This is a genomic window from Janthinobacterium lyxosi (assembly GCF_051380665.1).
In the GTDB taxonomy this organism is placed as follows: domain Bacteria; phylum Pseudomonadota; class Gammaproteobacteria; order Burkholderiales; family Burkholderiaceae_D; genus Janthinobacterium.
Genome location: NZ_JBNYXM010000001.1, coordinates 122481 through 133748 on the forward strand (window position 1 = coordinate 122481; position 11268 = coordinate 133748).

The 11268-nt window shown below is 62.3% G+C and carries 13 protein-coding genes; 2 read left to right on the top strand and 11 right to left on the bottom strand.

Annotated features, from left to right (window positions below):
- Positions 1 to 143 precede the first annotated feature (143 nt).
- Entirely contained in the window at positions 144 to 767 is a 624-nt protein-coding gene (locus ACQ4WP_RS00610) for a TetR/AcrR family transcriptional regulator (RefSeq protein WP_436518183.1), read from the top strand.
- Here the strand turns inward: ACQ4WP_RS00610 and ACQ4WP_RS00615 are convergent.
- Together ACQ4WP_RS00615 and ACQ4WP_RS00620 are read right to left on the bottom strand one after the other, a co-directional pair.
- Positions 740 to 1837 (bottom strand): WD40/YVTN/BNR-like repeat-containing protein, encoded by a 1098-nt coding sequence (locus tag ACQ4WP_RS00615; protein ID WP_436518398.1) that lies wholly within the window; start codon positions 1835 to 1837, stop codon positions 740 to 742. The two genes, ACQ4WP_RS00610 and ACQ4WP_RS00615, sit on opposite strands and share 28 nt — an antisense overlap.
- Positions 1838 to 1851: 14 nt before the next feature.
- The gene (locus ACQ4WP_RS00620; RefSeq protein ID WP_436518184.1) at positions 1852 to 2121 is read right to left on the bottom strand and encodes a MoaD/ThiS family protein; all 270 of its coding nucleotides are present in this window, start codon (positions 2119 to 2121) and stop codon (positions 1852 to 1854) included.
- 92 nt (positions 2122 to 2213) lie between these two features.
- On the opposite strand from ACQ4WP_RS00620, the gene ACQ4WP_RS00625 reads away from it, so the two are divergent.
- A complete protein-coding gene (locus ACQ4WP_RS00625) occupies positions 2214 to 2525 on the top strand; it encodes a hypothetical protein (RefSeq protein ID WP_070258491.1) in 312 nt (103 codons plus the stop codon).
- A gap of 1 nt (position 2526) precedes the next feature.
- On the opposite strand, the gene ACQ4WP_RS00630 is transcribed toward ACQ4WP_RS00625, so the two are convergent.
- The 9 genes from ACQ4WP_RS00630 to ACQ4WP_RS00670 form a co-directional block, all read right to left on the bottom strand.
- Positions 2527 to 2817 (bottom strand): 2Fe-2S iron-sulfur cluster-binding protein, encoded by a 291-nt coding sequence (locus ACQ4WP_RS00630; protein WP_436518185.1) that lies wholly within the window; start codon positions 2815 to 2817, stop codon positions 2527 to 2529.
- Positions 2818 to 2833: 16 nt separating this feature from the next.
- Positions 2834 to 3982: a Gfo/Idh/MocA family protein gene (locus ACQ4WP_RS00635; RefSeq protein ID WP_436518187.1), complete on the bottom strand. Its 1149-nt coding sequence runs from the start codon at positions 3980 to 3982 to the stop codon at positions 2834 to 2836.
- A gap of 9 nt (positions 3983 to 3991) precedes the next feature.
- Positions 3992 to 5044, bottom strand: a complete 1053-nt coding sequence (locus tag ACQ4WP_RS00640; protein ID WP_436518188.1) for a sugar phosphate isomerase/epimerase family protein — start codon at positions 5042 to 5044, stop codon at positions 3992 to 3994.
- An 89-nt stretch (positions 5045 to 5133) separates the two neighbouring features.
- Positions 5134 to 6102, bottom strand: coding sequence for a substrate-binding domain-containing protein (locus ACQ4WP_RS00645; RefSeq protein ID WP_436518189.1), 969 nt, complete (start codon positions 6100 to 6102; stop codon positions 5134 to 5136).
- A gap of 61 nt (positions 6103 to 6163) precedes the next feature.
- Positions 6164 to 7183 carry an ABC transporter permease gene (locus tag ACQ4WP_RS00650; RefSeq protein WP_436518190.1) on the bottom strand — a complete coding sequence of 340 codons (1020 nt, stop codon included), beginning with the start codon at positions 7181 to 7183 and terminating at the stop codon, positions 6164 to 6166.
- Entirely contained in the window at positions 7164 to 8651 is a 1488-nt protein-coding gene (locus ACQ4WP_RS00655; protein WP_436518191.1) for a sugar ABC transporter ATP-binding protein, read from the bottom strand. The genes ACQ4WP_RS00650 and ACQ4WP_RS00655 overlap by 20 nt, the downstream gene beginning before the upstream one ends.
- Complete coding sequence (locus ACQ4WP_RS00660; protein ID WP_436518192.1) at positions 8651 to 9676, bottom strand: LacI family DNA-binding transcriptional regulator; 1026 nt, start codon at positions 9674 to 9676, stop codon at positions 8651 to 8653. The genes ACQ4WP_RS00655 and ACQ4WP_RS00660 overlap by 1 nt, the downstream gene beginning before the upstream one ends.
- Before the next feature lie 116 nt (positions 9677 to 9792).
- Positions 9793 to 10368 (bottom strand): hypothetical protein, encoded by a 576-nt coding sequence (locus tag ACQ4WP_RS00665; RefSeq protein WP_436518193.1) that lies wholly within the window; start codon positions 10366 to 10368, stop codon positions 9793 to 9795.
- 99 nt (positions 10369 to 10467) lie between these two features.
- Positions 10468 to 11088, bottom strand: a complete 621-nt coding sequence (locus tag ACQ4WP_RS00670; RefSeq protein ID WP_436518194.1) for a uracil-DNA glycosylase — start codon at positions 11086 to 11088, stop codon at positions 10468 to 10470.
- Positions 11089 to 11268: the final 180 nt, after the last annotated feature.

Below are 11268 nucleotides of genomic sequence, written 5' to 3' on the forward strand. Positions count from 1 at the left end.
GACGACGTGCGACTCGGTGCAAGTGCATATGCGGCCCGGCAAATAAAATGCAAAGATTAAACTACACTACACAGTGTAGTTCCTATTTCTGGCAAAGTAAACCAAGAGGTGTAAAATATTGTTTTCAAAGGAGATTTCCCGCCATGGCCGCACCGCAACGCCTCACCGACCGCAAGCGCGTCGCCATCGTCGATGCCGCCATCGCCGAGTTTCGCGAGCACGGTTTTGACGCGACCAGCATGGACAGGATCGCCGCCACGGCTGCCGTTTCCAAGCGCACCGTGTACAACCATTTCCCCAGCAAGGACGAGTTGTTTGCGGAAATCCTGCAGCGCCTGTGGGAAAGCAGCATGGCCCAGCCCGCCGTACCCTATCTTGCCGACCAGCCGCTGCGCCCGCAGGTGCTGGCCCTGGTCGAGCAGAAAATGGGCTTGCTGTGCGACCCGGCATTCATCGACCTGGCGCGCGTGATCTTTGGCGAAACCATCCACTCGCCCGAGCGCGCGCAAGCCATGGTGGCGCGCCTGAATGAAAAGGAAACCGGCCTGAATATCTGGATCCGTGCGGCGCAACAAGACGGGCGCATCAAGGCGGGCGAGACGCTGGAAGTGGCGCACCTGCTGATGTCGCCACTGAAGACCTTTGCCTTCTGGCCGCAGATCACCCTGGGTGAGCCTCTGCTGGGCCCGGCACGCCGGCGCGAAGTGACGGAACTGGCCGTCGATATCTTCCTGTGCTACTACGGCGTGGCAAAACAGACGGCATAAACGGGCGGCAAGTGGGCGGACAGCGTCTGCCAATGTTCGCCCTCATCGCCGGAATACCAGGCGCCGCCCGTGGTCGACGCCATCAGCAGGCTGCGCCCGTCGTCGGCCAGCGCCAACCCGTGGCGGTACACCAGGTCATAGCAATGCTGCTGCGGCAATCCAGCGCGCAACACTTCGAAGGTTTTCCCGCCGTCGCGCGTGCGCGTGACGGCCAGCGCGCCGTCGATGGGTATGCGCAGCACGTCCGCCTGCGCGGGCACGAACCAGGCCGTGTCGCCATCGCGCGGATGCACGGCCACGGCAAAGCCGAAATGCGACAGCGGCGCCGTGCTCACTTCCTGCCAATGCCAGCCAGCATCGTGCGAGCGCCAGATGCCATTATGATGCTGGCACCATAGCGCATCGGGCGTGCCGGCGCTGCGCACGATGCGGTGCGGGTCTTGCACGGCTTCGTTTTCATCGAGTTCGGGCGGCATGTAGTCGGCCCGCATGCCCGTCGCGCTCAAGGCCCAGCTGGCGCCGCCATCGCTAGTTTGCCAGACGCCGCCGCAGGAAACGCCGACCAGCACCTTGCTGCTGTCGCGCGGATCGACGCAGATGCTGTGGATGCCGGGCACGTCGTAGCCGCCGCCAAACCACTGCGCCCGCTGCGGCACATGCCACAAGGACTCCACCAGTTGCCAGCTGTCACCACGGTCGCCGGAACGGAACAGGCCACCAGGCAGGGTACCCGCCCACAGCACGCCGGGCTGGTCCGCGCCACCGGCCGCCAGTGACCAGACCTGCTGCAGGGTCCAGTCCACGCTATCGTTGCTATCTTCCGGCTTGGCGGGATAGGCGGGCACGGCGACTTCTTGCCATGTGGAACTGCCGCTGTCCAGGCGGTGCAGCTTGGCGCCAAAGTGGCCCAGGTTCAGGGCCGCGTACAGCGTGCCGTCACGGCTATCGTGCAGCAGCATGGAAACGGGGTCGCCGGCAAACTGCACCAGCGCCAGCTGCCAGGCGCCGGCCGCATCGACATCGAACTGGAACAAACCCTTGCGGGTGCCGAGATACGCGCGTTGCGCCATGCCTTGTGCCATGATTAACCTCCGGAAAGTGCCTGCAAGATATACACCTGGCTGTCGGGTCGCAAGACGTCGTCGAGCACGCGCCGTTCGCGGCAGCGTGCGCCATCGATGAAGATCACCACGTTGGGACGCAAGGCTCCCTGCTCGTCGAGCACGTAGCCGCGCAGGCGCGGCTGTTGCGCAAACGCGGCATCGAGGGCGGCGCGCAGGCGTGGCGCGGCCACGTCCACCGTGGGGACGTCGAGGAAGCGTGCCAGTTGTTGCGTAAAATGCAGATGCGCCATGCTGCCCTTCGACGTCGTCGGCTTCGACTCATTCTAGTCCGCTTTGCGGCCAATACAATTAAAATAGAGGCAAGCACACAAGGAGGCCAGGCATGACGATTACCCCGGAAGAACTAGCGGTGCTGATGCAGGAAGTGGAAGTGGCCGATCCCATCGATTTTGCCGACCTGCCTTTCGACGAGCAGGAATTGCGCGGACTGATCGCCAACCACCTGTGCGAGATGGCCGATGCCATGGAAAGTTTCAGCCCGGAAGACCGCAATCTGGCGTTGCTGGCCGTGGCGGCCAAGCTGGTGCTGGAAAACCTGGTCTTGCACGTGCAGCTGCTGCGCCGCCACGGCTTGCCCGTGAGCGACAGCGTGGACGCGCTGCTGCAGCGCCTCAAGGGCGGCAAGCCGTCGTGAATTAGACACCCGTGCGCACAGCGCGCGCCTGCACAGTGAGATCGCTTTCGGCCACGGCCACGCAGGGCAGGATGTAGCCGTCGAGCCGTTCATCGGGGCTGATGCCGGGCCAGTCCACCGTGTAGCGCACCTGCCCCTCTGGCATGTGACAGAGGCAGGTACGGCAAGTGCCGTTGCGGCAGGAACTGAGCAGGCGGATACCGGCCAGCTCGGCGGCGGCCAGGAGAGTCGTACCCGCGTCGGCCGGGAATTGCCAGCCTTGCGGAACGATGGTGATGGTAAAGGAGCGCATGGCTCCAGTGTAACAGTCAGCTTGCCAAGGTCGTCCAGCTCGCGCCATCCGCATGACTGCGCAGCACGGCTTCGGCAAAGGCCAGGCCCGCCACGCCATCGGTGACAGTCGGCAACCAGCTGGCTTCCGTGGGCACGGGCAAGCCCGATTGCAACGCGCGAATGCGCAAAGCCGCATCCAGGTACAGCTGGGCGAACGCTTCCAGATAACCTTCCGGATGGCCGGCCGGCACGCGCGTGGCGTGGCGCGCGGCAGCGCTGTCGACGCGCCCCGGGCGCAGCAGCTGGCGGTTGCCGCCCTGCGGCGTGAGCCACAGTTGGTTCGGCTGTTCCTGGTCAAAGTCCAGCTGCGCCTTGCTGCCGAACAAGCGCAGGCGCACCGTGTTTTCGCAGCCCGTCGCCACCTGGCTGGCCCACAAGGTGCCTTTCGCCCCGTTCGCATAGCGCAGCATCACCTGCACGTGGTCGTCCAGGGTGCGGTGCGGTACAAAGGTCGACAGTTCCGCCAGCACGGATTGCGGCGTGAGTCCGCTGACGAATTGCGCCAGGTGATACGCGTGCAGCCCCACGTCGAGCAGGGTGCCGCCGGGCCCGGCCTTGTGCGGGTCGTTATGCCAGTTACCCTCGTTCATGCCACCAGCCGCGATCGCGTCGGCCAGCCAATCCTGCGAATACTCGACTTGCACGAGGCGCAGCTCGCCGATCTCGCCCGCCTCGACCAAGGCTTTCGCGTGGCGCAGCAGCGGGTAGCCGCTGTAGGTATGCGTGAGCGCAAACAGCAGATTCTTGCGTTGCGCCAGCGCCGCCAAGGCTTGACCTTGCGCCAGTGAAATGCCCAGCGGCTTGTCGCAAATCACGTGAATGCCCGCTTCCAGGAAGGCCGTGGCGACGGGCGCATGCAGGTGATTCGGCGTGACGATGGCCACCGCCTCGATGCCGTCCGCGCGCGCAGCCTCCGCTTGCGCCATGGCGCGGTAATCGCTGTAGCAGCGTTCGGGCGCCAGGTGCAGCGCGGCGCCGCTCTCGCGCGCACGCTCCGGGTCGGACGACAGGGCGCCTGCCACCAGCTCGTACTGGTCATCGATGCGCGCCGCGATGCGGTGCACGGCGCCAATAAATGCGCCCTGCCCGCCCCCTACCATGCCCAGCCGTAAGCGTCGCTGCATATCGTCTCCTTATGTCAAGCCAAGCAAGTGATGAATTTGATCCTGGTCAACCGCACTGCCGGCAAAATCGTCGAATGCGTGTTCGGCCACGTGGATGATGTGTTCACGGATGAAGCGCGCGCCTTCGGCCGCCCCATCTTCCGGGTGTTTCAGGCAGCATTCCCATTCCAGCACGGCCCAGCCGGGAAAGTCGTATTGCGCCATCTTGGAAAAGATCGCCTTGAAATCGATCTGCCCATCGCCAAGCGAACGGAAGCGCCCGGCCCGGTCTTGCCAGTCGCCGTAGCCGCCATACACGCCCTGGCGCCCGTTCGGCCGGAATTCCGCGTCTTTCACATGAAAAGCCTTGATACGCGCATGATAAATGTCAATGAAGGCGAGATAGTCGAGCTGCTGCAGCACGAAATGGCTGGGGTCGTACAAAATCGATGCACGCGGGTGATCATTGACGGCGGCCAGAAAGCGCTCGAACGTCACGCCGTCGTGCAAATCCTCGCCCGGATGCAGTTCATAGCAAAGGTCCACGCCGGCCGCGTCAAATGCGTCGAGGATGGGCAGCCAGCGTTTCGCCAGTTCCGCGAATGCCGTCTCCACCAGGCCGGCGGGGCGCTGCGGCCACGGATACAGATACGGCCAGGCCAGCGCGCCGGAAAATGTCACGTGCGCCTTGAGGCCCAGGCGCTGCGAGGCGGTGGCGGCCCACAGCAATTGCTGCGTGGCCCAGGCCGTGCGGGCAGCAGAGTCGCCACGCACGTGTTCGGGCGCAAAGCCATCGAACAGGGCGTCGTAGGCGGGATGCACGGCGATCAGCTGGCCCTGCAAGTGCGTCGACAATTCCGTCACCTGCAAGCCATGGCGCGCCAGCAGCGCCTTGACGTCGTCGCAGTACTGCTGGCTGTTGGCCGCTTGTTCCAGATCAAACAATCGTGGTGCCGTGGGCAGCTGCAAGCCCTTGTAACCCAGGCCGGCCGCCCACTGCGCCAGGTGCTCGAGCGAGTCGAACGGCGGCGCATCGCCGAGAAACTGGGCCAGGAAAATGGCCGGGCCCTGGATGGTTTTCATGGAAAGTCCTTATCAACCCCGAGGGCAAAATCCGGGGTCAGACCCGGCGGGTCTGACCCCAGCACTTGCTGTTGGGTACATTACGAAAATTAAAAAGGCGAGTTCGGAAAGTAAAACTGCTTGGCGTTCTCGCGCGTGATCAGCACCGAGGGGATGATGGTGTTGGCCGGCAATTTATCCCCTTTCAGGCGCGCTTCCGTCGTCAGCTTGATGGCGTCGTACATGAACTTGGGCGAGTACGATACGTCGGCCACGATCAGCGGGTCGGAACCGTCCATGATCTTCTTGACGGCGCCCTTCGCGCCCGCGCCGCCGAACACTTGCTTGATGTCCGTACGCTTGGCTTGCGCGATGGCCTTTTGCACACCGATGGCCATGTCGTCATCGGCGGCCCAGACGGCGTCGATATGCTTGAAGCGCGTCAAATAATCCTGCATGACCTTGAAGGCATCGTCGCGGTTCCAGTTACCGTACTTGGCGTCCAGAACCTTGATCTCGGGATGACCTTTCATGACGGCACTGAATGCATCGTAGCGCTCGTTGTCCAGGGTGGTCGGCATGCCGCGCAGCACGACGATATTGCCCTTGCCATTCAGGCTTTTCGCCAGATACTCGGCCGGCAGCTTGCCAAAGGCCGTGTTGTCGCCCGCAATGTACGCATCCTGCGACTGCGTGTTCGTCAAGCCACGGTCGACCACCGTCACATACACGCCCTTGTTTTTGACTTGCGCCACGGGCTGCGTCAAGGAGGCCGATTCGATGGGGAAGATCACCAGGGTGTTGATCTTGTTCACCGTCAACATGTCCTGCAACTGATTCGCCTGCTCGGGCGCCGTGGCGGCCGTCTTGACGATGATCTTCAGCCCCGGATGGGCTTTTTCCAGTTCCGCCTTGGCCTGGTTCGCCCACCACACGATGCCCGACGTAAAACTGTGCGTGGCCGTGGGTATGGCCACGCCGACCACCAGCTTCTCGGCCGCCTGCGCCGCCCCCATCGGCAGCGCCCACGCCTGCATCACCAGCACTGCCATCCCTGCTACCCGTATAAAGCTCTTCATGCTGCTCTCCTCCAAGGTTGTGGGCGCCCGTTGGCCGCCCTTTCAGAACGCCGCTGTGTTTTTATTTGCGGCCTCGCTGCAGGAAGGCGACGGCGATGATCACCACGCCTTGCACTGCGGCATTCAGGTAGACACTGATGATGCTGGTCAAATTCAGGATATTGCTGATCACGGAGAGCAGGATGGCGCCGATCACGGTGCCGACGATGCGCCCCTCGCCACCCTTGAGGGCCGTGCCGCCCACGACAACGGCGGCAATCGCTTCGAGTTCCCACAGCAAGCCCGTGGTGGGCGTGGCCGAACCCAGGCGCGGCACGTACAGCACGGTGGCGATGCCCACGCACACGCCCAGCAGCATGTAGGTGGCGATTTTGACTCTATCGACGTTGATGGCCGCATAGCGCGCCACTTGTTCGTTGGAACCAATCGCCTGCACGTGGCGGCCAAACGTGGTGCGGTTCAGGATGATGGCACCGGCCGCCGCGACGAAGAGGAAAATCCAGATCGGAATCGGCGCGCCCAGCACGCTCGTGTAATACACGGGGCTGTACAGCTCGGACAGGGTGGCATCCAGCGTCAGCGCGCCGCCATCGGCCAAATACGTGAGCACGGCGCGGAAGATTCCGAGGGTGCCCAGGGTCACGATGAACGGCTCGATATTGCCCTTGCTGATCAACAAGCCATGCATCAGGCCGAATCCGGCGCCCAATATCAATGCCATGGCGATGCCCAGCACCAGCATGGTGATCGGCGCCAAGCTCCCCCCCGCGCCTTGCGCCAGCGCATTCATGAAGTAAATCATGCAGCCAGCAATCAGGGCCGCCATCGACCCGACCGACAAGTCGATGCCGCCGGAAATGATGACAAAAGTCATGCCCACGGCGATGATGCCGATGAAGGCCGTGCGCGTGAGCACGTTCATCAGGTTGTCCAGGGTGGCGAAATCGCCGTTCAGCAAGGTGCCCGCGATGCACAGAGATAACAAGCCCAGCACAGGGCCAAAGCCCTTGATGCGCGCGCCAAAGCTGGCAACGGCGGCGCCAATCGGGGATACGGTGGTGTCAGTGCGTGCCGGTTGCATGGGCAATCAACTCCTCTTCGGTCAGGTGGTCAGCAGCCAGGGTGGCTTGCAAGGTGCCCGCGCGCATCACCGCGACACGGTGGCACAGGCCGATCAATTCGATCAGTTCGGATGAAATCACGATCACGGCGCGCCCTTCGGCGGCCAGGCGGTGGATCAAAAAGTAAATGTCGCGCTTGGCACCCACGTCCACGCCACGGCTCGGTTCATCGAGCACGACGACACGCGGATCCGAATGCAGGTATTTGGCCAGCGCCAGCTTTTGCTGGTTGCCGCCGGACAGCATGCGCGCGCGACTGTCGAGGTCGCCCGTGCGGATATTGAAGTCAAGCACGGCCTTGGCCAGCGCCTGCTTCTCCGCTTTCAAGTTCAGCCAGGGCCGCGCATAGCGCTCCATCGTCATCATGGTGAGGTTTTCGCGCAAGCCCAGGTTCACGTGCAAGCCTTTGCCCTTGCGGTCTTCGCTCAGGTAGGTCATGCCGTGCTGCATGGCTACACGCGGCGTGCGGATGTCCACCTGCTGGCCATTGAGAAAGATTGTGCCCGCGCTGCGCGGACGCAAGCCCAGCAGCGCTTCGAACGATTCCGTGCGCCCCGCGCCCACCAGGCCCGCAAAGCCCAGCACTTCGCCCGCGCGCACTTCGAACGACAGGTCTTTCGACCAGCCGGGCACGCTCAAGCCATCGACCTTCAGCAGGATCGGGGCATCCGGCGCCAGTGGCACTTTCGCGGGGAACATGTCGGACAATTCGCGTCCCACCATCAAATTTGCCATCTGCTGGCGCGTGAGGCTGGCCGTCGGCTCGCGCGTGACGAAACGCCCGTCGCGCATGACGATGACTTCGTCCGTGTTGCGCTCGACTTCGTCGAGCTTGTGCGAGATATACAGGATGGTGACGCCGTCGGCCTTCAGCTGCGCCATCACGGCGAACAGGCGCTGGGTTTCCGATGACGTCAGGGTGGCCGTCGGTTCGTCCATGATCAGGAAGCGGGCGCGGCGCGACAGGGCCTTGGCGATCTCCACAAGCTGCTTTTCAGCGACGATCAGGTCGCGGATTTTCGTGTCGGGCGACACCTCCAGGCCCACCTGTTTCAGGTAGCGCGACGCTTCTTCGCGCATGGCGGCTTCGTCCAGCAGCCAGCCGCGCGTCTTTTCGTGGCCGAGGAACATGTTCTGCGCCACCGTCAAGTGCTCGGCCAGGTTGAATTCCTGGTGGATCAGCACGATACCCGCGCTTTCCGCCGCGCGCGAGCTGGTAAAACGGCGGGGCTGGCCATCGATCAGCAGCTGCCCTTCGCTCACGCTCTCATAGCCGGCGAGGATTTTCATCAGGGTCGACTTGCCGGCGCCATTTTCGCCCAGCAAGCCATACACGCGCCCGGGTGCCAGCTTGAAACTGACGCCATGCAAGACGCGCACGGGGCCGAAATCCTTGCAGATCCCCTCGAAACCGACGGCAACGCTCACTATGCACTCCCTCGCAAGACCAAGTTATGGTTAAGCAACACGCCAGGCACGCTGGCCGCCGGGTTAGCCAAGCGTTGCAGCAATAATCGTGCTGCCGTCTCGCCCAGCTCGCGCATGGGCTGCGCGATGGTGGTCAGGCCCGGGGCTATCTGCGCGGCGATGGCGATATCGTCGAAGCCGATGACAGCCACGTCTTCCGGCACGCGCTTGTTCAACTGGCGCAGCGCGCTCAGCACGCCGATGGCCAGGGTGTCGGAGACGGCAAAGATGGCCGTGGGCGCATCCGGTCCCGCCATCATCTGCAGGGTGGCGGCCGTGCCCGCTTCGTAAGCTAGGCTTTGCACCGTGTGCACCCAATGCGGCTGCACGGGCAAGCCGGCGGCCGCCAGGGTGTCCAGATAGCCTTGCTGGCGTTGCCGCGCATACAGATAGCGTTCATCCGAATTGATCAGGCCGATACGCGTATGGCCGCGCGACAGCAGATGCGCGACGGCGTCGGACGCGGCGCGGTGATTGTCGATGCCGACATAGGGCACGGCCACGGCGGGATCGAATTCGCAGCACGCCACCCACGGCAGGCTGACGGATTCATGCGACAGGGCATGTTGCACCGTGTCCGGGTCCAGGCAAATGGCGCCATCGGCGCGGTGCATGCGCAGCAAGTCGAAGTAGGAGCGCTCGCGACCCGCATCGGCACCCGTGTCGCACAGCAGCACGAAATAGCCGTGTTCGCGCGCCACCGTGTCGATGCCGCGCACGATCTGCGCATAAAAGGGATTGCCCACGTCCGGCACCATGGTCAGCAGCATGCGGCTCTCGGCCGTGCGCAAGCTGCGCGCCAGATGGTTCATGCGGTAGCCGAGCGCCGCCACGGAGGCCAGCACCTTGTCGCGCGTGGGCGCCCGCACCCCGGTCTGCTCGTTCATCACGCGCGAGACGGTGGCCACCGACACCCCCGCATGCGCGGCGACGGCGCTGATGGAGACGGTTTCTGTCGGCAAAGGTGATGGAACGGCTGGCGGCATGGGGCTTGTCACATAAATGTAATCGATTACATTTATATGCCAGCACGCTGCCTGATGCAAACATTATCGATGCTGCAATGCGCAAAAACCGGCCCTGTACGGGCCATCGCAAGCCGCTATTTCTGGGGCTGCAAGGCGCTCTGCTGCACGGCAAAACCGGCGCGCACGGCGGAGCGGGCCGCCACCCACAATATCAGGCCGGCGCCCAGGCAGCCGACGGGATGGATGGGGCCGTGGCGCACGGTGAGCGGATAACCGATGGCCCACACGCACAGGGCCACGCCGATGGCCAGGTGGCGGCGCGCCTTGAACAGCCAGGCCAGCGGAAAGAAATGCAGGCCCACGATCAAAATGACGGCAGGAATGAACCACGCCTGCAAGCCCACGTTTTTCAGGACGTTGCCGACGATGAAGATGGCGATCCATTGCCCCGCGTTCACGATATTGAACAGCCGGCCCACGCGCTTGGCCTGCGGCGATTGTTCCGCCGCCGCATGCGCGGCGCGGTGACGCCGGAACTGGCTCCACGCCAGCATGAACAGCAAGACGGTGAGGCCGGCTATCGGCAGCAGCGCCAAGGGCTGCGCGCCAAACGTCTGCTCGCACCAGGCGGCGACCCAGACGCCGCCAAACAGGGAAAAGAACATGGCGCCGATGGCGCTGCTTGCCAGAGTGGTGGAGGTGCGAGGCATCTGGATAACCCTTTATATGGCCTTGGCGATCACTGAAAATAGATAAAATTGCAAAAGGAAGTCTTGAAGGAATCGTGTTTCATATATATCCACATTTCACTATCTCTCCAATGACTCTCTAAAAGCCAACTGCCATTGCTTGGGAATACTATCCCACATAGGTCGATTAATTGATCGAACCTTAGGAGATGGGTGTGCTGATATTGCTATTTGGAGCCCATTACCTTGTAACAACACAGAAGCCTTTTGGGCCTTCCTTCCCACAAGAATGACTGCCTTTAGTTTGGGTAACAAGGTCAACAAAATTGGCAATTCAGCAAGTCCAGCCCTCCTCTCTGCAGCCGTCATTTTGATCGTTCCGTTCCAGCCAGGGATGGAGTTCCATAACACCGTGCGCTGGCGCGGAATACCAGCCATCTGCATGAAATTGAATAGCGCTGCAGCTGTTGCATCATCATTATCACGCGAGATAAATCCTGACCCACCACCTTTAATTGACGTTTTAGGGCCAGGTTTTTCCAGCAAAAAAAGAATGTCTGCCTCTTGCCCCCCATCATACGGATCAAAGTCTGGAAACTCCCATCCTGGGTATTGGTTGCGCAGCCCTTCAACATAAGTCCTCAGTGCAGCAATATGCGGTGCACTCAGGGCCTCTTCTCGGTTCTTGATGGCATCTGGTGAGCGTAAGGAGCGCACTAAATGCGCAGTATCAGGCGACATGGCAGGTCCTATTTTGATCATATAAAGATGAATCATGGCCAAGCTAAGCTATATCAGCAAGCCCGAATATCTCATTGCGATGGTTAAGGCCGACAATCACAGGTACCAACTGATCGAAGGAACTTCGATATCACAGCTGGTGGATACTAATTAAATTCCTCAACGGCGAGGCCACAGGCG

What these genes read in the sequence shown, in the direction of transcription:
- ACQ4WP_RS00665 (WP_436518193.1), bottom strand. Translation starts at nt 10,368, where the DNA reads ATGCCTCGCACCTCCACCACTCTGGCAAGCAGCGCCATCGGCGCCATG.
- ACQ4WP_RS00660 (WP_436518192.1), bottom strand. Translation starts at nt 9,676, where the DNA reads ATGCCGCCAGCCGTTCCATCACCTTTGCCGACAGAAACCGTCTCCATC.
- ACQ4WP_RS00645 (WP_436518189.1), bottom strand. Translation starts at nt 6,102, where the DNA reads ATGAAGAGCTTTATACGGGTAGCAGGGATGGCAGTGCTGGTGATGCAG.
- ACQ4WP_RS00640 (WP_436518188.1), bottom strand. Translation starts at nt 5,044, where the DNA reads ATGAAAACCATCCAGGGCCCGGCCATTTTCCTGGCCCAGTTTCTCGGC.
- ACQ4WP_RS00630 (WP_436518185.1), bottom strand. Translation starts at nt 2,817, where the DNA reads ATGCGCTCCTTTACCATCACCATCGTTCCGCAAGGCTGGCAATTCCCG.
- ACQ4WP_RS00650 (WP_436518190.1), bottom strand. Translation starts at nt 7,183, where the DNA reads ATGCAACCGGCACGCACTGACACCACCGTATCCCCGATTGGCGCCGCC.
- ACQ4WP_RS00625 (WP_070258491.1), top strand. Translation starts at nt 2,214, where the DNA reads ATGACGATTACCCCGGAAGAACTAGCGGTGCTGATGCAGGAAGTGGAA.
- ACQ4WP_RS00635 (WP_436518187.1), bottom strand. Translation starts at nt 3,982, where the DNA reads ATGCAGCGACGCTTACGGCTGGGCATGGTAGGGGGCGGGCAGGGCGCA.
- ACQ4WP_RS00615 (WP_436518398.1), bottom strand. Translation starts at nt 1,837, where the DNA reads ATGGCGCAACGCGCGTATCTCGGCACCCGCAAGGGTTTGTTCCAGTTC.
- ACQ4WP_RS00610 (WP_436518183.1), top strand. Translation starts at nt 144, where the DNA reads ATGGCCGCACCGCAACGCCTCACCGACCGCAAGCGCGTCGCCATCGTC.
- ACQ4WP_RS00670 (WP_436518194.1), bottom strand. Translation starts at nt 11,088, where the DNA reads ATGTCGCCTGATACTGCGCATTTAGTGCGCTCCTTACGCTCACCAGAT.
- ACQ4WP_RS00620 (WP_436518184.1), bottom strand. Translation starts at nt 2,121, where the DNA reads ATGGCGCATCTGCATTTTACGCAACAACTGGCACGCTTCCTCGACGTC.